This window comes from Prochlorococcus marinus str. MIT 0912 (genome assembly GCF_027359595.1).
GTDB classification, from domain to species: Bacteria; Cyanobacteriota; Cyanobacteriia; order PCC-6307; family Cyanobiaceae; genus Prochlorococcus_B; species Prochlorococcus_B marinus_C.
On the sequence record NZ_CP114783.1, the window covers coordinates 1,264,327 to 1,282,734 of the forward strand.

Consider the following 18,408-nt stretch of genomic DNA (forward strand, 5'->3'; position numbering starts at 1 on the left):
AAAAAAATGTGTTTAATTTAATTTACTCATTCCCGACAAAAGTTTTACATCATTCTTGCTTTTCCTAAATTCAAATGTCACTTTTCACGTTCCAAGGGATCGAAACTATTGAGTCATGCCTTTCCCATGAAGCCGAAGATAAAGAAACCTTTTCACTTAAACCTATCGTTTGTAAGGCTTGAACTATATCGTTATCATCAATCTCCTTCTTCATAGTTATGGGCATTATCAAAACCTGCGCTTCTGCAGGGTCAGCCATCACATGTAATGACAAATCTTCCAAAGCTCTTTCAAAAAATATTTTTCTCATTCGACTTGTTAAGGGAGAGCCCATAGCTTGCGCAAACAATTCCAAGCTTTCTTTGTCTCCAGAAAGCCCACAATTTAAACTTAACCAGATTAAAAATTTAACCCAGCTATCGACGCTCCACAGTGGCTGAAAGCTATCTCGCTTACTATAAATTAATTCCAACAATGCAAATTCAAATGCTTTTGCTTGAATAGAAGTGCGAAATATTTGTTCCATAGAAGACATTTTCTCCAACTACAGCCAAACTAGTGTTTATTGTTCATTATCTGTTTATTTGTCATGGATCTGAACGACCCTGAACTTGAGTTCTCCGATCTTGTCTACGCATATCAAAGCTGGGTAATTGCTGTAATCAACGATGAAAAATTAAACAGTAAGGAAAAGTTGCTTACAGAAGAAATATCGGATGATGCTTTAAATGCTATGAGATTCTTACCGGGCGAAGTAACTAGTGCCATTGAAACAAGTTTAGCTCGCGTCTATGAAGTTGATTCTGAGGAACTCTCTTCAATCTTGTTTCCAGAAGACTAGAGTATTTCTCTAAATTGTTTTCAGAAATTATTGAGCTTTTGAAAGTTTTCTAAAGCCTGATCCACATGGAGAAGCTTCTGCTCCTTTCGGCGTGCTAATTAGAAATCCACCTCCACTTAAATCACCAAAATAATTCAGCTTTAGACCTTGAAAAAATAGGACTTGATCTTGGCGAGCATACAAAGTAATCCCATCAGCTCTAGCGAGAGGAACACCATCATTTTTCCCTGGCCTAATTCTTATAAATTTCCATCCCTCTCCACACTTATCATCCAGTAGATCAATATGCATAACTCCTGGTGTTCCAGTAAAAGCAGCTTGCCTATTTAACTCTGCTACTGCTGTTGTTGAAATTTTTAGTCCAGGACCATTTTGCATAAATTAAAGAATAGTCTCTAGATGGGCGATCCAGGGTTCGAACCAGGGACATCCTGCTTGTAAGGCAGGCGCTCTACCGCTGAGCTAATCGCCCATACAACTTTTAGTCATTAGACTAATTCATGTACTTTATACCTCAAGCTGCTCTGTTGCTGAGAATTAATCATAATTAAATCAACGATTCAAAAAAAATCGTTTTATGAGCTTCGTTACAGCTCTCTCAGGACAACTAAAAATGACAAACACAAAACAAATAAATTTAGACAAAAAAATCAATAAACTCCTTGAAGTAGTTTCAGACCTACGAGATCCAATCAATGGTTGTCCTTGGGATCTCAAGCAAACTCATCTTTCGTTGATCCCATATGTTTTAGAGGAAGCATATGAAGTTGCTCACGCAATACGAGAAGAAAATCCTAACGAATTAAAAGAAGAGCTTGGAGATCTCTTATTACAAATAATTTTACATGCTCAAATAGGAAAAGAAAAAAACTTATTTGATATGGGAGATATCATTGACATAATCACAGAAAAGCTAATTCGCAGGCATCCACATGTATTTCAAAAAAAAGGAAAAGTAAGTATAAAAGAAGTGGAGTACTCATGGGAAAAAATCAAAAATAAAGAAAGACCATTAAATAACTCAAAAACTCCAATTAGTGACCGATTAAGAGTAAAGATAAGACCTCACCCTGCAACACAAGCAGCACTCATTATTTCTAAAAAAGCTTCAAAAAACGGATTCGAATGGGAAAAAAGTGATCAAATTTGGGATAAATTGTATGAAGAATTAGAAGAGTTAAAAGATGCACTAAAAAAAGACAAAACCTCTTATGCTGAAGCTGAGATAGGAGACGTATTGTTTACATTAATAAATATTGCAAGATGGCATAAAATATCTATTGAGGAAGGATTAGCAAAAACTAATAAAAGATTCTTAGAGCGGTTAAAGTACATTGAAGAAAATATAGAGGGCGAATTACATTCCCAATCAAAAAAGAAGTTAGAAAAATACTGGAAATTAGCAAAGATTAATCTCAATCATTAATATCATAATTATGAATAATCAACTAAACACAACCTTAGAATGGCTTGACGAATATCATCAAGGAGTAAGGTATGGATTACTGGGAAAATTAATACTAGAGGAGTCTAGTACTTTCCAAAAAATTACCATCTTTGAAAGCAAAAGATATGGCAAGGCACTATTACTTGATGATTGTTGGATGACAGCAGAAAAGTCTGAAAAGTATTATCACGAATGTCTTATTCATCCTGCATTATGTTCTTCCAATCAAATAGATAATATTCTAATTATTGGAGGAGGAGATGGGGGTAGTGCAAAAGAATGCTTAAAATATAAAGAGGTTAAGTCTATCGATTTAGTTGAAATCGATATAAAAGTTATTGAATTAAGTAAAAAGTATTTACCTACTATTGGAGGAAATGCATGGTCTGACTCAAGATTGCATTTACAAATCAAGAATGGAATTGATTGGGTAAAACATATAAAAGAGAATTCATATGATGTGATTATTATTGATGGCGCAGATCCTGTTGGACCGGCCAAAGGGTTATTCAGCAATTCTTTTCTCAAAGATTGCCAACGAATACTTAAACCAGGAGGGGTTTTAGCAACACAAAGTGAATCGCCAGAATCTTTTCAGGAAATTCATATAAATATTGTCAAAGTTCTTCGTGAAATTTTTGACTACGCAGATCCAATGTATGGATCTGTATCCATATACCCAAGCGGTTTGTGGAGCTGGACATTCGCATCTATGGAAAAGCCAAAATATATGTATCCAAAAAAAAGTCGCGTAGAAGAGATCTCCAAAAATTGTCAGATTTGGAGCCAACGATGGCAACAAGGTGCATTTAACACTATTCCTGCATTCATAGAAAGGGAGTTCGCAAAAACATGACCAAATCCAACCTAAAAGATCTATCACTATTTAATAACGATGGTGCAATATTTATGGCTGCGCAAAGAGGGATCGATCAATGCAGAGTGTCGCTATTAGGAGTTCCTTATGATGGAACTTGTTGCTTTAGACCTGGTGCAAGATTTGGTCCTTCTGCTGTTAGGGAAGATAGTTATGGAATTGAAACATATTGTCCGCAATTAAATTTAGATTTAGAAGATATAAAATTTGCTGATGTTGGTTCATTAGATGTTCCCATTGGAGATGCAAAGTTAACACTTGATTATATAAGAGATGCTATAGATATTTTACTTAAAAAGAATTTAAAACCTCTTATTATTGGTGGAGAGCATTCAATAACAAGTGGGGTTATTAAATCAATAGTTACTCATTATCCTGAATTAATTATGCTTCAATTAGATGCTCATGCAGACCTTAGAGATGAATGGTTAGGTAGTCAATTTAGTCATGCATGTACTATGAAAAGATGTTTAGAAATACTACCGAGCAATAAGATCTTTCAAATAGGAATAAGAAGTGGAACAAAATCAGAATTTCTTGAAATGCATAATACTAAAAGATTGATTCAACATACTTTGGGAGCGAATGCAAAATCTTTAGAAGAAGCTCTAAAAAGTTTTAAAGGAACACCAATCTATTTAACGTTTGATTTAGATTGGTTTGATCCATCAATAATGCCTGGAACAGGCACTCCCGAGCCAGGAGGCTATTTCTGGGGAGATTTTGCAGCAATAATAGATGTCATTAAATCTCATAACTTAATTGGTGCTGATGTAGTCGAATTATCTCCCAAATTAGATAACACTGGTATTAGTAGCATCCTTGCTGCAAAAGTTATACGTTCATTAATTATGTTATTGGACAAATCACCCTAAAAAAATTTGACTTTAATTCTTATCTGTAACTAATACCTTTCCAAAATCAAGTTGTTGATCAAAAGATCTTTCAGAAATCTTAGAGAGATAAGGTTCTTTTTTGATCCAATGGCCACAAGAAACAAATGAAGAAATCTCAGAATGTATTTTTATCTTTCTAAGTTTGCACCAAGAGCATGAATCAAAATGACTTGAAACACACTGATTACAGCTCATGCAAGATCTTTTTAGAGTCATCAAGTCTTAACCCAAGACTCATAGAGTAGTAAAACTTTCCGGATCGAGCCACAAAGCATTAAATTTAGTTCTAGAAATTCTTATGGGTTCACGTTTTTAAAAGTGAATTTCTTTTAACGTTCCGCAAAAAATGAAATTACTGCAAACTCCTCTTTACGAAGAATGTAAAAAATTAGGGGGTAAAATGGTCCCTTTTGCAAATTGGGAAATGCCTGTTAGTTTTTCTGGGTTAATAGAAGAACACAATGCAGTAAGAAAAAATGTTGGAATGTTCGACATATCTCATATGGGTGTTGTTCAAGTAAAAGGTAAAAATATCAAGAGCGCATTACAAAATTTAGTTCCTTCAGACGTGTTTCGAATAGGAGCTGGTGAAGCGTGTTATACAGTTTTTTTAAAAGAAAATGGAGGAATTCAAGACGATCTAATCATTTATGATCAAGGAATTTTAGAAACAAATGAAGAAAGCATACTTCTGGTTATTAATGCGGCAAGAAAAGAATCAGACATTGAATGGTTAAATTTAAATCTTTCAAAAAAAGAAATCACAATTTCCGAATTCATGCCTGAAGGTGCATTAATTGCCATCCAAGGTCCAGAATCAATTCATACATTTGAGAAAATTCTCCAAGAGCCTTTATCCGATTTGCCACGTTTTGGTCACAGAACTATTACCTCTAATCCCAATCTAATCAACTCAGAAGAATCAATTTTTATTGCGCGAACTGGGTATACAGGAGAAGAAGGTTTCGAATTTTTATCATCTCCAGAAACAGCTAAGTCCATCTGGAAGAATCTAATTGCATCGGGCGTTACTCCATGCGGGCTAGGAGCAAGAGATACTCTCCGATTAGAGGCTTCTATGCATTTATATGGCAACGATATCAACTTAGACACCACTCCCTTTGAAGCTGGCTTAGGTTGGTTAGTTCATTTAGAAATGCCTAATGATTTTATAGGTAGGAGAGCTCTAGAAAAGCAGGCCCAAGAAGGAACGCGGAAAAAACTTGTTGGTATTAAAGTCCAAGATAAAGGAATCGCAAGAAAAGGATATCCAGTTTTATACAACAGCGAAAATGTAGGGCAAGTAACTAGCGGAACTTGGTCTCCAACATTGAAAGAACCTTTAGCTCTTGCATATGTGCCTAGCGAAATTGCAAAAATAAATACTCAATTAGAAGTAGAAATTAGAGGGAAAAAACATCCTGCAATCATCGTAAAGAGGCCTTTCTACAGAAAAGGTTTTTGAGCAAGTAGAAACTGTGTCGTGCATAAAAGCCGGTCTTTGTGGGAAACTCATTATTCATGATGATTGAGAATTTCATGCGCAATAAGACTTGTGGAGAATTACGAGCTTCCGCAATTGGCGCAAATGTTCAACTATGTGGTTGGGTTGATCGAAGGAGAGATCATGGCGGAGTAATTTTTATTGATCTAAGAGACCGCTCTGGAACAATTCAAATAACAGTTGATCCAGATCAAGGTCAAGATCTTTTTAACATCGCTGAAAGTCTTAGAAATGAGACTGTACTTCACATCAATGGATTAGTAAGAGCAAGACCTGAAGAAGCTATTAATACAAAAATCCCAACCGGTGAAGTAGAAGTTTTAGCTGAAAATATAAAAATTCTGAATGCAGTTACTAGTACACTCCCATTCTCAGTTTCAATTCACGATGAAGAGAGTGTTAAAGAAGAAACAAGGCTGAGGCATAGATATTTGGATCTAAGAAGAGAGAGAATGAATAAAAATCTTCGATTGAGACATAACACAGTTAAAGCGGCTAGAAGTTTTCTTGAAAACGAAGGATTTATAGAAGTTGAAACACCTATTTTGACTCGATCAACTCCTGAAGGAGCAAGAGATTACTTAGTCCCCTCACGTGTATGCGGTGGCGAATTTTTTGCATTACCGCAATCACCACAATTATTCAAACAATTATTGATGGTTGGTGGCATTGAGCGTTACTACCAAGTTGCACGATGTTTTCGTGATGAGGATTTACGGGCAGACAGACAACCAGAATTTACTCAATTAGATATTGAAATGAGTTTTATGGAGGAAAAAGAAATAATTGCGTTAAATGAGAAATTGATTGTAAATATCTGGAAAAAAATTAAAGGGATTGATCTCCCTACTCCATTTCCAAGGATGACTTGGCAAGAGGCTATGGATCGGTTTGGAACTGACAGACCTGATACTCGATATGGAATGGAACTTGTCAACACAAGTGATTTATTTTCTAAAAGTGGATTTAAAGTGTTTTCAAATGCTATTTCTTCTGGTGGATGCGTCAAATGCATCACCATTGAGAATGGAAATAATTTGATTAGTAATGTAAGAATAAAACCAGGTGGAGATATTTTTAGCGAAGCCCAAAAGGCTGGCGCTGGCGGTCTTGCATTTATTAGAGTTAGAGAAAATGAAGAAGTCGATACTATTGGAGCCATAAAAGATAATTTAACTCCCTCTCAAATAAAAGATCTCCTATCGAAAACCGAAGCACAAGCTGGTGATCTAATCCTTTTTGGTGCAGGACCCACAAATATTGTAAATGCAACCTTAGATAGAGTTCGCCAATTTATAGCTCAAGATCTAAAAATCATTTCCGACAACGATTTAAAAACATATTGGAATTTTCTTTGGGTCACAGATTTTCCTATGTTTGAATTCAATTCTGATGAAAATCGTCTGGAAGCGATTCATCATCCTTTCTGTGCTCCGAAGCCTGAAGATATTGGTGAATCAGAAAAATTATGGAAAGATAGATTACCCAAGTCAAATGCTCAAGCGTATGATCTAGTGCTTAATGGATTAGAAATTGGTGGAGGATCTCTACGAATTCACAACTCAGAACTTCAAAAAACCGTACTAGAAGTAATTGGTATATCTAAAAATGAGGCAGAAGACCAATTCGGTTTTTTAATTGATGCACTTGCAATGGGTGCTCCTCCGCATGGTGGGATTGCATTTGGACTGGACAGAATAGTAATGCTCTTAGCCAATGAAGATTCAATTAGAGACACTATTGCTTTTCCAAAAACACAACAAGCTCGTTGTTCTATGGCTAAAGCCCCTGCAAACGTGGAAAACAAACAATTAGAAGACCTCCATATAGCTTCTACATGGATAGAACCTGATTGAATTGATAGAAATTAGCGTTAAAAACATTATCCTAAAGAGAAAATATGTAAATTTCTTGGCGTTTAGCCGGATCAAGGTAGGTTAAAGAATGATTGAAAAGTAAATGGCAAAATTTGTTTTCGTCACTGGTGGAGTAGTTTCAAGCATTGGCAAAGGAATTGTTGCCGCAAGTCTTGGCAGACTACTAAAATCAAAAGGGTACAGTGTTTCGATTTTGAAGCTTGACCCATATTTAAATGTTGATCCAGGAACGATGAGTCCTTTTCAACATGGAGAGGTTTTTGTAACTGAAGACGGTGCTGAAACTGATTTAGACCTTGGGCATTATGAGCGCTTCACAGATACTGCAATGTCAAGACTAAATAGTGTCACGACAGGTTCCATTTATCAAGCTGTAATAAATAAAGAGAGAAGAGGTGACTATGACGGAAGAACAGTTCAAGTCATCCCCCACATCACTCGTGAAATTCGCGAAAGAATTAAACGTGTAGCAGACAATAGTGGTGCAGATGTAGTGATATCAGAAATTGGAGGAACAGTTGGAGATATTGAATCTCTACCTTTTCTGGAGGCAATAAGAGAATTTAAAGGGGATGTAAAAAGAAACGATGTTGTGTATGTTCACGTCACATTATTGCCTTACATCGGTACATCTGGAGAAATAAAAACCAAGCCAACACAGCACTCAGTAAAAGAATTACGTTCAATAGGTATTCAGCCAGATGTTTTAGTCTGTCGCAGTGATAGGCCCATTAATAATGATTTAAAAAATAAAATAGGGGGTTTCTGTGGAGTTAAATCTGATGCAGTTATAGCATCTCTTGATGCTGACAGTATTTACTCAGTACCATTAGCTCTCAAAGATGAAGGACTTTGTAGGGAAATCTTAGATTGCTTGGATCTGAATGATCATGAAAGTGATTTAAAAGACTGGGAACAATTAGTCCATAAATTGCGCAATCCAGGTCCTTCTGTCAAAGTTGCATTAGTTGGCAAATATGTACAATTAAATGATGCCTACTTATCAGTAGTTGAAGCATTACGTCATGCGTGTATCTCGCAAGATGCATCTTTAAATCTTCACTGGGTCAATGCGGAAAACATCGAATCAGAGGGAGCAGAAAAACTACTTCAGGGAATGGACGCAATTGTCGTTCCTGGAGGTTTTGGTAACCGTGGGGTAAATGGAAAAATAGCTGCTATCAGATGGGCAAGAGAGCAAAGAGTTCCTTTTCTTGGACTTTGCTTAGGTATGCAATGTGCTGTCATTGAATGGGCTCGCAATTTAGCTGGTTTAGAAGATGCATCTAGCGCCGAACTAGATCCAAATTCAAAACACCCTGTAATTCATTTACTACCAGAACAACAAGATGTAGTTGATCTAGGAGGAACAATGAGATTAGGTGTATATCCTTGTAGACTTCTAAACAACACAACTGGGCAAACTTTATACAACGAAGAAGTTGTTTACGAAAGGCATAGACATCGTTATGAGTTCAATAATTCATATAGGACTCTACTTATGGAATCAGGCTATGTAATTAGTGGTACTTCACCTGATGGTCGGTTGGTAGAACTAATAGAATTAAAAAATCATCCGTTTTTTATTGCGTGTCAATATCATCCAGAATTTCTCTCTAGGCCAGGGAAACCACACCCTTTATTTAGTGGCTTGATTCAAGCGGCACAATTACGCGTACCATCCTCACCACATGAGGCATTCAATCCACAATCAAAAATTATTGAAAAAAAATCTCTGGAACAGCAATAAATGGAAGCCTCTCTACCAGTAGTGGAATGTTTTCATTCTCTACAAGGAGAAGGAGAACATGCTGGTAGAAGCGCTTACTTCATTAGATTAGCTAGTTGTAAAGTTGGATGTCCTTGGTGTGATACGAAAAATTCATGGAATTCCGAACATCATCCACAAAAAAGTTTAATAGATTTATCAATTAGCACAGCTAAAGCCCAAAAAGAAGGTGCAGCTTTTGTTGTAATCACTGGGGGTGAGCCATTACATCATAATTTAGATCATCTATGCAGTGAAATTAGAAAGTCTACACTCATCCTAGAGAAAAAATCTATTCCAATTCATCTCGAAACCAGTGGCGTAGATAGATTGAGTGGCAACCCAGATTGGATAACATTATCTCCTAAACGGCATTCTCCTCCACGCCTTGATAACCTCTTGTCATGCCAAGAATTAAAAGTTGTTATACAGAACGCTGAAGATATACTTTTTGCTAAAAAAATGAATGATTTAATAAAAAACAATGGAAACATTAAACCTCAATTATTTTTGCAAGCAGGATGGGAAAATGAAGAGGGGCAAACACTCGCAATCAAGTTTGTAAAAAACAATCCTGATTGGAGATTAAGTATGCAAACTCACAAATGGCTAGGTGTACTCTAACCATCTAGATAACTGAGATTTTGATTCATTAGATTTAAACAAAATAATGATTGAACAGACAACAATTGCATTACTTTCTGGAGGAATTGATTCGGCTACAGCTGCTTGTATCGCTATGGAAGCTGGACAAAAAGTAATTGGTTTATCCTTTGATTATGGCCAACGACATCTTAAAGAGTTACAAGCAGCAGCAGATTTAGCAAAAGATTTAAATCTTGAGGATCATATAACAATCAAGATTGATTTATCTTCTTGGGGTGGGTCCTCCTTGACTGATACGTCTAAAATAATACCCACTAAAGGCATACAAAAAAATACTATTCCTAACACTTACGTTCCAGGTAGAAACACAATCTTTGTTGCTATTGGGTTGAGTCTTGCAGAGGCTCGTGGTGCAAATCGAATAGCATTAGGCATCAATGCAATGGATTATTCTGGATATCCAGACTGTAGACCGGATTATTTAAAGGCATATCAAGAATTAGCTAACTTATCCAGCAGAGTAGGACGCGAAGGGAAAGGTATAAAACTCTGGGCTCCACTACTAAATTGGGAAAAAACAAAAATCTTTAAAGAAGCATTGCGCTTACAAATTCCTATAGAAAAAACATGGAGTTGCTATCAGGGTAAGAGTAAACCGTGTGGTAAATGTGATAGTTGTCGTATTAGAGATAAAGCATTAAAAGAGATAGGTCGAGAAGATTTATGTAGTCAAGATATCTCATGAATAACATTAAACGACAACTATGTCAGTGGGAAGTACCTGAACTAGTAGCTCACAAATTGATTCAAGAATGGGGAGAGGCTGGATTTACGTGGCTTGATGGCGATGGGAGTGATTTAGGTCGATGGGTTACCTTAGGAATTAACCCTTTAGAGCAGTTTTGTTCAAGAGAATTAGGAAATTCAAAAACGAATTCAAATCCTTTTCAGATTTTACGCGAATTACCGCCAGGCCATTGGACTGGTTGGCTTAGTTATGAAGCTGCATCTTGGACAGAGCCACAAAATCCATGGCAAACAAGTTCTATGGCAACTTTATGGATAGCCTCTCATGACCCTATATTAAAATTTGATCTTCAAAATAAGGAGCTATGGCTAGAAGGCAAAGATGAAAAGCGCATCTCAATTATGGAAAATTTTCTAAACAGTACTTTTCATCAAAAGCTTTCCAAAGCCAACACTAACGGGACAAAACAAATAGAACGCAAGAATAGTATCCCCCTAGAATCTTGGGACTGGAAATTAACAAGTCAAGAATATTCTGAAAGAGTTGATGAGATCAAAGAATGGATTGCGAAAGGTGATATTTTTCAGGCTAATCTAACCACCTCATGCAAAGCCCCATTACCAGAATCCATGCGTCCAATAGACGTATATTCAAAACTTAAAAAATGTTCCCCTGCTCCATTTGCTGGAGTAATTATCGGCGATCAAATGGCAAAAGGAGAAGCTATTATATCAACTTCACCAGAAAGATTTTTAAAAGCTTTCCCCACTGGAGAAGTCGAAACAAGACCAATCAAGGGAACTAGACCCAGAGATAGAGATCCAGAAAAAGATGCTGATTGGGCAGCAGAGCTTATTTGTAGTTCAAAAGATCATGCTGAGAATGTAATGATTGTAGATCTACTAAGAAATGATCTTGGAAGAGTATGCCAGCCTGGTTCAATCAAAGTCCCTCATCTACTAGTTTTAGAAAGCTATTCACAAGTTCATCATCTCACTTCAGTAGTTAAAGGTAGACTCAAAACCAATAAAACTTGGGTTGACTTGCTTGAAGCATGCTGGCCAGGAGGTTCAGTAACAGGAGCACCGAAGCTTAGAGCATGTAAAAGATTGTATGAACTTGAACCAACAGCGAGAGGTCCATATTGTGGATCAATATTAAATATAAATTGGGATGGGGTCCTTGATAGCAATATTTTAATCCGATCTTTAATGATTAAAGAATCCTCTATCAGTGCTCATGCTGGATGTGGAATTGTTGCAGATTCAGATAGTCAAAAGGAAGCTGAGGAAATGAATTGGAAATTGATGCCACTTTTAAACGCGTTAACATGACTGAAAATAAGAACGAAAAATTAGGCTGGATTAATGGTCACTGGGGAGTCTTAAAAGATTTAAAAGTGCCAATTAATGATCGAGGTCTCAACTTTGCAGATGGAATCTTTGAAACGATTTTCATTTTGAATGGAGTTCCGCAGCTTCTTAATGAGCATATAAATAGATGGGAAGAAAGTGCAAATATTTTAGAAATGAATCCCCCTCCATCAAAAGATTGGTTGATTTCACTCATTGAAGATGGCATTAACCGATCGCAATTAAATAATGTCAATGGAGTAATTCGTATTAATTGGACTAGAGGAGCATCAAAACAACGTGGAATTGATATCAGCAAGACAAGCCATCATAGTTTTTGGTTGGAGATAGATTCTTATCAACCAAATTTTGAATCTATATCTACAATAATTAGTCAAACTGAAAGAAGAAATTCTTTTAGCCGATTGAGTTATTGTAAAACATTTTCCTATAACCAAGGGATTCAAGCGCGCATAGAAGCAAAGAAAGCAGGCTTTAATGATGCGATATTATTAAATAGTCAAGGTGAAATATGTTGCGCCACTACAGCAAATATATTAGTAAAAAGAGAAAATAATTGGTTGACTCCACCATCTAATAGTGGTTGTCTACCTGGCATAATGCGTCAACGAGGAATTGAAATGAATATAATAAAAGAAGCTCTCATTGAAGCGACACCAAAAGATAATGATGAATGGTTTTTAATCAATAGTTTAAGTTGTCGTCCAATTCAAAAAATAAACAAAAAAGAATTAAAAATATCAACTAACCCCAAAGAATTTTGGCTGAGATTGTTAAAAATCTAAAAAATAATATCGGACAAACTTTCTATATAGGAATTGGAAATGTCACTTCAGCTGGCTTTGGAGAGCAAGCTTCTACTTGAAAGTCCACAACTGAACCTATTACAACAATCGCAGGAGACCTTAAATTTTCTTCTTGAACTCGGTCAAAAAGCTTTACCAAAGGGCTCTTAATATGACGTTGACCAATTACAGTCCCCTGCTCAATAACTGCCGCAGAAGTCTCAGGATTCATACCACCAGCAATCAACTCTGCTGAGATAAATTTTAAATTATGAACACCCATATATATAACGATTCCATCACTGGATTTAGCTAAAGACCGCCAATTTACAGCTGGGCGTTTTTTATCAATCCCCTCATGTCCAGTCACAAAAGTAACTGAAGATCCAGCAAGTCTATGAGTAATAGGTATCCCAACATAAGCAGGAGCAGCTATACCTGATGTAACCCCAGGTACTACTTGTACTGGAACCCCTTTTTTATGAAGATAAGAAGCTTCTTCCGCACCTCTACCAAACAAAAATGGATCACCACCTTTTAATCTAACAATACAAGAATAACTCTTTGCTAAATCAAACAAAATATCATTCGTTGTCCTCTGAGGAACCGAATGATGACCACGCCTCTTACCTACTGAATGAAGTTGACAATTTGAAGAAACTAATTCAAGTAGCTCTATAGGAACTAAAGAGTCGTATACAAGCGCATCACATTTACTAATTAGTTTTTGCGCTTTAACTGTTAATAAATCGGGATCACCAGGACCTGCTCCGACAAGATGCACAGTGCCAAACTGATTTGTATTCATGGCAAGTTACCCAAAATATTAACAAGACCACGATGAATAATATCAATCTCAAGCAAAGATTTAAGCTGCTCTCCTTTACTATCAATTTCTACATTTTTGTTGGGAGTCAAAAGATAGGGAATAGGAAGATAATTCTTCTCCTTTTTAAAAGTATCTTGATTCCATCTAGACCATGAATAAAGAGGAATATTTAGGAATTTTTCTAAGGACTTAAGAAAAACACTTGAAGTATCTGAAGAGACAGGGTGATGAATCAATGCAGGTTTAACAAAAGGACTCTGACTAGTTATCAGATCATCTATTAATGATAGCCATGGCATAAAAGAACCTAGGAAAGGAAACAATTTTATATTTTGTCCATCTTCTTGCAAACGTTTAAATATTTTTGGTACATCAATACAAACATGACTTCCAGGTAACAAAAAAAGAGGAACTAAAAACACTGACCTATTACCGATGTCAATTTGTTCTGGATTGTCATCAGTTAAAGCCTCTATTGAAACAGAGCGATTTTTAAGCGTTTTTAATTGATCAACCAAAGACAAAAGAGATGGATGTATCTCACCAGCTCGAGAACCATGAACTAGTAAATGTAAATGGTGAGGAGGCTCACAATTAATTCTATTTGGTAACAAAGACAACTTTTGATGGACATCTGAAGATGTATTAGTACTTTCAACTAATTTATTAAAATTGAGATGATGAGAAATTCTAGATACTCGAGAACAAATAATTTCAGGCGAGGAGAGGGGGTTGATCGAAGGAACACTCAATACAGAGGAAGAAAAAGATTCAAAAGTACTTTTCATCGAGACCTCTTTGCTATGAAAGAGGTTTGGGAAATGCTCAAAAGTGGAGCGATTAGAAGCCTCGGAGAAATTGGACGCCAATACTAAATGAGAAATTTTGAAACCAATTAATCAATTAAATGGATAGATATGATGTATTGAATGATACCAAAATGAATAAAAAATTTGGTAAAAACTGATACACCTTAAGTTTAGATTTTGAAGGTTAATTATAAATGTCAACTATCAATACTAATGGTTCAATACTATCTCGAAGGCAAAAAACTAAATAAAATTGAAAAAAATAAAGCTGCTAAAGATGGACTCGAAATCGGGAAGGATATAGACAAATTTGCTGAAATGGGATGGGAGCAAATGGATAAAACTGATTTAGAATTAAGATTGAAATGGTATGGGATGTTTTGGAGACCCAAAACCCCTGGAAAGTTTATGTTAAGGCTAAGAATACCTAATGGAATAATCAATGCAGAACAATTAAAAGTAATTGCATCAATTGTTGCTAGATATGGAGAAAATGGAAGTTGTGATATAACAACTAGGCAAAATATACAACTTAGAGGTGTTTTGATTAGTGATTTGCCTGAGATATTAAATAGATTAAAAAAAGTAAACATATCAACAACTCAATCTGGATTTGATAATCCAAGAAATGTTACTGGAAATCCCATCGCTGGAGTTGATCCAGAAGAGATTATAGACACAAGGATATATACATCAAAAATGCAAGATCATTTAACTAATGAAGGTAAAGGAAACTCAGAATTTTCAAATCTTCCAAGGAAATGGAATACAGCTATAGCAGGCTCTAAAGATAATTTTCTTTTACATAATGATTTAATTTTTCATCCAGTTAAAATTAATGGAGTTTTAGGTTTTAGTGTTTGGATTGGAGGTGTACTTTCATCAGTAATGAATGAATATGCAGTTCCGTTGAATGCCTGGGTTGAAGAAGAAAAAATTTATGAATTAACATCAATTATTTTATCCCTCTGGAGAGATAATGGGGAACGTAATATAAGACCTAAAGGTAGGTTTAGATTTTATTTAGATAAAATTGGTATTGAACAATTTAGAGATCTTATCGAAAAGCAATATGGAGCATTAAAAGAAGATCCAGGTTCAATATTTTCAGATAAACCAAGGTCATTTTTTGGAATTCATTCTCAAAAACAAGAAGGTAAATATTTTGCAGGAATTCATGTGCCAGTAGGTCGTCTTTTGGCTGAAGATTTACAAGATCTAGCAAATATATGCGAGAATTTTGGTGATAAAGAAATAAGACTTACCGAAGACCAAAATATTATTATTACTGGTATAAATACAAATCTAATTAAAGAATTTAAGGAGCAATCTATCTTACAAAAGTTTCCATTAGAACCAGAAAATATTGCCGCAGGTACTGTTTCTTGTACTGGAAATACCTATTGTGGTTTCGCTTTGACAAATACAAAAGATCAAGCTTTAAAAATCTCGCATGAATTAGACAAAGAATTAGATTTGAAAGACGAATTAAAGATTCATTGGACCGGGTGTCCTAATAGTTGTGGTCAAGCCTACATGGGAGGAATTGGTTTAACGGGTAAAAAAGCTAAAGACAAAGAAGGAAAAACTGTTGAAGCTTATGATATAAGCATTGGTGGATCACAAGGGCCTAATTATAAATTAGGAGAATTAATAAAAAAATCTGTCCCTCAAGATGAATTAAAAGATGTACTAAAAGATTTACTTATTTCAAATTTTGACGCAAAAGAAAAAATATTTTTAAGTAAAAAATCTGGTTCATTATCTCGATTTATGAATTGGTTTAGTCCTCTTGGCAAAGATAAACCGCTGATTAATCGAGCTAATGGCAGCCCCGACATCTTTTCCAAATTTATGAATCGAATTAGTAATTAATTCGATTTTATAAAAAATTATTTTTCTTACTTTTTAAATTTATGACTCAAAGTACTTCTCAAATGAGCTACGTCTTACCTAAAGATTCTATTTCTCGTTTCATCAATTGGTTTAACAACCTTGGCAAAGATAAACCGCTGATTAATCGAGCTAATGGCAGCCCCGACATCTTTTCCAAATTTATGAATCGAATTAGTAATTAATTCGATTTTATAAAAAATTATTTTTCTTACTTTTTAAATTTATGACTGCAAGTGCCTCTCAAATGGATTACGTCTTACCAAATGAATTGGTAGATGGAATGATTGCTGCAGGTGGAAAGAAATCATCTGTAAGCGTAAAAAACTTATTAATAAGAGGCTTCTATTCAGGAGCAATTTTAGGTTTAGCTACATGTCTTGCCATTACGATAGGTATTCAATCTGGGATGCCTTGGTTAGGTTCTTTCATATTTCCTTTTGGTTTTGCAAGTATTGTTCTTTTTGGAATGGAGCTTGTTACTGGTAATTTTGCTTTACTGCCTATGGCTGTATGGGCAGGTAAAAGTTCTTGGACTGCAACTGTAAGAAATTGGCTATGGGTTTGGATCGGTAATTTTCTAGGTACAGCATTTGTTGCCGTACTACTTTCAATTAGTTTATCTAGTGCTGGAAATGTAGATCCTTTAGCTGCTGCTGAAGGTGGAAAAGGATGGGCAGTTGTAGCAGCAAAAATAATAGCTATACATAAAGCAAACACAGTTGTGAAATATGAAGCACTTGGAAGTACTGGTTTTTTCCTTGCATTTTTACGTGGGGTAATTGCAAACTGGCTTGTTTGTTTAGGTGTAACAATGGCACTTGTAAGTAAAAGTGTTCCAGGAAAGATACTTGCTTGCTGGCTACCTATAACTGCATTCCAAACAATGGGAATGGAGCACATAGTAGTTAATATGTTTTTGCATACAACTGGCCCTCTACTTGGTTCAGGTATTCCTTTTACAAAAGTAATTTTTTGGAATTTCTTACCAGTGACTATTGGCAATATTGTTGGAGGAATGGTATTTATTGGAATGCTTTTCTATAGCACCCACAAAACTCCTATCTCTAATGTTTTACCAGACGTAAAAGATGAAAAATTAGAACGAGAGCTCGAAGCACAACTTGGTGCAAGGTAAAATTAAAAGATTAACTCTCAAACAAAATTAAGAAAGCCTAGAAAAATGTATTCTAGGCTTTCTTAATATATCTACTATTTAATAGCTATAAATAGAATTTGAAAAGACTTTCAATTAATCTCTAGACAAATCATATACTTGACTTGATTAATAGACAAAGAGTAACTTATAAAACTACTTTGATTAATTATTTTCAAATCCCATTCAATTTAAATTTTATGATTATTGAAGAAAGCAATATATGGGATACCATTAATAACGCAAAAAAAACCAGGCCTAGCGCTGAGTGGCTTAAAAATGCATACAATCCAAATATTAACTTTGAACTCAGGCAAGAAATCGCAATTCGCTTAGGACAATTATCAAAAGTAGGATGGATCGAAATCAAAGATCTAATTCATACATATGGCAATCAAGATGAACTAATCCTAGCTGCAGGACTTACTTATCAAGATGAAGCCAAAGCATGGCTGTTAAAACATCTTTATAGTGGTGACACTATGAATATCAAAGTCGTAGAAGCTTTGGCTTGTTGGGGAGGAACATTACCGATTGAGCTTATCAAAAAAATATTAGAAGAGAAAAGTGAAAAAATGAAAATAGCTGGTCTAGAATTACTAAAGTTTAAAGCTCATTTACTTTCTGATTTTGATTTACTTGACATAGCAAAATCACCTTTAAATGATTTCAGAGAAGAGATAGTAATCAAAACACTGACAATCATTCAAAGACGTGAAAGCTTAGAAATCTGTATGGCTATAAGCGATGTAATACAAAAAGGCTCGGATAAATCTGCATACTATGGACTAATGGCTCTTGGTTCAATCGGAACTGACATTAGTAAAAATATCCTATTAGATTTAGTTAAAAATTTGAAGAATTCTCAGCGCAAAGAACTTGCAAAAAAACAACTGAACTTGAAAATATAAACTCCAATGTAAAATAAATATGAAGAATTTAATACCTATTTAAAGAAATTAGGTATTGGTAAATTTACCGGAAAAAGTCATAAACACT

18 protein-coding genes and 1 tRNA gene are annotated in these 18,408 nt (G+C 35.3%); 14 read left to right on the forward strand and 5 right to left on the reverse strand.

Going from position 1 to position 18,408, the window contains the following annotated elements:
* Positions 1–70 precede the first annotated feature (70 nt).
* The gene (locus tag O5640_RS07390) at positions 71–526 is read right to left on the reverse strand and encodes a protein phosphatase (protein ID WP_269613823.1); all 456 of its coding nucleotides are present in this window, start codon (positions 524–526) and stop codon (positions 71–73) included.
* A gap of 63 nt (positions 527–589) precedes the next feature.
* Here O5640_RS07390 and O5640_RS07395 point away from each other — a divergent pair, with 63 nt between their 5' ends.
* Positions 590–841, forward strand: coding sequence for a hypothetical protein (locus tag O5640_RS07395; RefSeq protein WP_269611744.1), 252 nt, complete (start codon positions 590–592; stop codon positions 839–841).
* Positions 842–868: 27 nt separating this feature from the next.
* On the opposite strand, the gene O5640_RS07400 is transcribed toward O5640_RS07395, so the two are convergent.
* Positions 869–1,219 (reverse strand): AIR synthase, encoded by a 351-nt coding sequence (locus tag O5640_RS07400; protein WP_269611746.1) that lies wholly within the window; start codon positions 1,217–1,219, stop codon positions 869–871.
* Between the two features lie 22 nt (positions 1,220–1,241).
* Positions 1,242–1,313, reverse strand: a tRNA-Val gene (locus O5640_RS07405).
* 141 nt (positions 1,314–1,454) lie between these two features.
* On the opposite strand from O5640_RS07405, the gene mazG reads away from it, so the two are divergent.
* The 10 genes from mazG (at position 1,455) to O5640_RS07455 (ending at position 12,722) form a co-directional block, all read left to right on the forward strand.
* The gene (gene mazG / locus O5640_RS07410) at positions 1,455–2,267 is read left to right on the forward strand and encodes a nucleoside triphosphate pyrophosphohydrolase (RefSeq protein ID WP_269611747.1); all 813 of its coding nucleotides are present in this window, start codon (positions 1,455–1,457) and stop codon (positions 2,265–2,267) included.
* Positions 2,268–2,277: 10 nt separating this feature from the next.
* Entirely contained in the window at positions 2,278–3,144 is an 867-nt protein-coding gene (gene speE / locus O5640_RS07415) for a polyamine aminopropyltransferase (protein WP_269611748.1), read from the forward strand.
* The gene (gene speB / locus O5640_RS07420; RefSeq protein ID WP_269611749.1) at positions 3,141–4,040 is read left to right on the forward strand and encodes an agmatinase; all 900 of its coding nucleotides are present in this window, start codon (positions 3,141–3,143) and stop codon (positions 4,038–4,040) included. The genes speE and speB overlap by 4 nt, the downstream gene beginning before the upstream one ends.
* Positions 4,041–4,407: 367 nt before the next feature.
* On the forward strand, positions 4,408–5,526 hold the full coding sequence (gene gcvT / locus O5640_RS07425; RefSeq protein ID WP_269611750.1) for a glycine cleavage system aminomethyltransferase GcvT: 1,119 nt from the start codon (positions 4,408–4,410) through the stop codon (positions 5,524–5,526).
* Between the two features lie 74 nt (positions 5,527–5,600).
* Entirely contained in the window at positions 5,601–7,421 is a 1,821-nt protein-coding gene (gene aspS, locus O5640_RS07430; protein WP_269611751.1) for an aspartate--tRNA ligase, read from the forward strand.
* A gap of 103 nt (positions 7,422–7,524) precedes the next feature.
* The gene (locus tag O5640_RS07435; RefSeq protein WP_269611752.1) at positions 7,525–9,192 is read left to right on the forward strand and encodes a CTP synthase; all 1,668 of its coding nucleotides are present in this window, start codon (positions 7,525–7,527) and stop codon (positions 9,190–9,192) included.
* Positions 9,193–9,834 carry a 7-carboxy-7-deazaguanine synthase QueE gene (locus O5640_RS07440; RefSeq protein WP_269611753.1) on the forward strand — a complete coding sequence of 214 codons (642 nt, stop codon included), beginning with the start codon at positions 9,193–9,195 and terminating at the stop codon, positions 9,832–9,834.
* Between the two features lie 46 nt (positions 9,835–9,880).
* Positions 9,881–10,561 (forward strand): 7-cyano-7-deazaguanine synthase QueC, encoded by a 681-nt coding sequence (queC, locus tag O5640_RS07445; RefSeq protein ID WP_269611754.1) that lies wholly within the window; start codon positions 9,881–9,883, stop codon positions 10,559–10,561.
* A complete protein-coding gene (locus tag O5640_RS07450) occupies positions 10,558–11,898 on the forward strand; it encodes an anthranilate synthase component I family protein (RefSeq protein WP_269611755.1) in 1,341 nt (446 codons plus the stop codon). Before queC ends, O5640_RS07450 begins: the two co-directional genes overlap by 4 nt.
* Positions 11,895–12,722 carry an aminotransferase class IV gene (locus O5640_RS07455; RefSeq protein WP_269611756.1) on the forward strand — a complete coding sequence of 276 codons (828 nt, stop codon included), beginning with the start codon at positions 11,895–11,897 and terminating at the stop codon, positions 12,720–12,722. Before O5640_RS07450 ends, O5640_RS07455 begins: the two co-directional genes overlap by 4 nt.
* 22 nt (positions 12,723–12,744) lie before the next feature.
* Here the strand turns inward: O5640_RS07455 and cobA are convergent, their stop codons facing one another.
* Together cobA and O5640_RS07465 are read right to left on the reverse strand one after the other, a co-directional pair.
* Positions 12,745–13,530, reverse strand: coding sequence for a uroporphyrinogen-III C-methyltransferase (gene cobA / locus O5640_RS07460; RefSeq protein WP_269611757.1), 786 nt, complete (start codon positions 13,528–13,530; stop codon positions 12,745–12,747).
* Entirely contained in the window at positions 13,527–14,339 is an 813-nt protein-coding gene (locus tag O5640_RS07465) for a CbiX/SirB N-terminal domain-containing protein (protein ID WP_269611759.1), read from the reverse strand. The genes cobA and O5640_RS07465 overlap by 4 nt, the downstream gene beginning before the upstream one ends.
* A gap of 234 nt (positions 14,340–14,573) precedes the next feature.
* On the opposite strand from O5640_RS07465, the gene O5640_RS07470 reads away from it, so the two are divergent.
* The 3 genes from O5640_RS07470 to O5640_RS07480 all read left to right on the forward strand — a co-directional run bounded on the left by O5640_RS07470 (position 14,574) and on the right by O5640_RS07480 (position 18,320).
* The gene (locus O5640_RS07470) at positions 14,574–16,235 is read left to right on the forward strand and encodes a ferredoxin--nitrite reductase (protein ID WP_269611760.1); all 1,662 of its coding nucleotides are present in this window, start codon (positions 14,574–14,576) and stop codon (positions 16,233–16,235) included.
* 265 nt (positions 16,236–16,500) lie between these two features.
* Positions 16,501–17,391, forward strand: a complete 891-nt coding sequence (locus O5640_RS07475) for a formate/nitrite transporter family protein (RefSeq protein ID WP_036906156.1) — start codon at positions 16,501–16,503, stop codon at positions 17,389–17,391.
* Between the two features lie 218 nt (positions 17,392–17,609).
* On the forward strand, positions 17,610–18,320 hold the full coding sequence (locus O5640_RS07480; RefSeq protein ID WP_269611762.1) for a capsid protein: 711 nt from the start codon (positions 17,610–17,612) through the stop codon (positions 18,318–18,320).
* The last annotated feature ends 88 nt before the right edge of the window (positions 18,321–18,408 follow it).

What these genes read in the sequence shown, in the direction of transcription:
- O5640_RS07480 (WP_269611762.1), top strand. Translation starts at nt 17,610, where the DNA reads ATGATTATTGAAGAAAGCAATATATGGGATACCATTAATAACGCAAAA.
- mazG (WP_269611747.1), top strand. Translation starts at nt 1,455, where the DNA reads ATGACAAACACAAAACAAATAAATTTAGACAAAAAAATCAATAAACTC.
- gcvT (WP_269611750.1), top strand. Translation starts at nt 4,408, where the DNA reads ATGAAATTACTGCAAACTCCTCTTTACGAAGAATGTAAAAAATTAGGG.
- O5640_RS07455 (WP_269611756.1), top strand. Translation starts at nt 11,895, where the DNA reads ATGACTGAAAATAAGAACGAAAAATTAGGCTGGATTAATGGTCACTGG.
- O5640_RS07470 (WP_269611760.1), top strand. Translation starts at nt 14,574, where the DNA reads ATGGTTCAATACTATCTCGAAGGCAAAAAACTAAATAAAATTGAAAAA.
- O5640_RS07435 (WP_269611752.1), top strand. Translation starts at nt 7,525, where the DNA reads ATGGCAAAATTTGTTTTCGTCACTGGTGGAGTAGTTTCAAGCATTGGC.
- aspS (WP_269611751.1), top strand. Translation starts at nt 5,601, where the DNA reads ATGCGCAATAAGACTTGTGGAGAATTACGAGCTTCCGCAATTGGCGCA.
- speE (WP_269611748.1), top strand. Translation starts at nt 2,278, where the DNA reads ATGAATAATCAACTAAACACAACCTTAGAATGGCTTGACGAATATCAT.
- cobA (WP_269611757.1), bottom strand. Translation starts at nt 13,530, where the DNA reads ATGAATACAAATCAGTTTGGCACTGTGCATCTTGTCGGAGCAGGTCCT.
- O5640_RS07475 (WP_036906156.1), top strand. Translation starts at nt 16,501, where the DNA reads ATGGATTACGTCTTACCAAATGAATTGGTAGATGGAATGATTGCTGCA.
- O5640_RS07400 (WP_269611746.1), bottom strand. Translation starts at nt 1,219, where the DNA reads ATGCAAAATGGTCCTGGACTAAAAATTTCAACAACAGCAGTAGCAGAG.
- O5640_RS07440 (WP_269611753.1), top strand. Translation starts at nt 9,193, where the DNA reads ATGGAAGCCTCTCTACCAGTAGTGGAATGTTTTCATTCTCTACAAGGA.
- O5640_RS07390 (WP_269613823.1), bottom strand. Translation starts at nt 526, where the DNA reads ATGGAACAAATATTTCGCACTTCTATTCAAGCAAAAGCATTTGAATTT.
- O5640_RS07465 (WP_269611759.1), bottom strand. Translation starts at nt 14,339, where the DNA reads ATGAAAAGTACTTTTGAATCTTTTTCTTCCTCTGTATTGAGTGTTCCT.
- O5640_RS07450 (WP_269611755.1), top strand. Translation starts at nt 10,558, where the DNA reads ATGAATAACATTAAACGACAACTATGTCAGTGGGAAGTACCTGAACTA.
- O5640_RS07395 (WP_269611744.1), top strand. Translation starts at nt 590, where the DNA reads ATGGATCTGAACGACCCTGAACTTGAGTTCTCCGATCTTGTCTACGCA.
- queC (WP_269611754.1), top strand. Translation starts at nt 9,881, where the DNA reads ATGATTGAACAGACAACAATTGCATTACTTTCTGGAGGAATTGATTCG.
- speB (WP_269611749.1), top strand. Translation starts at nt 3,141, where the DNA reads ATGACCAAATCCAACCTAAAAGATCTATCACTATTTAATAACGATGGT.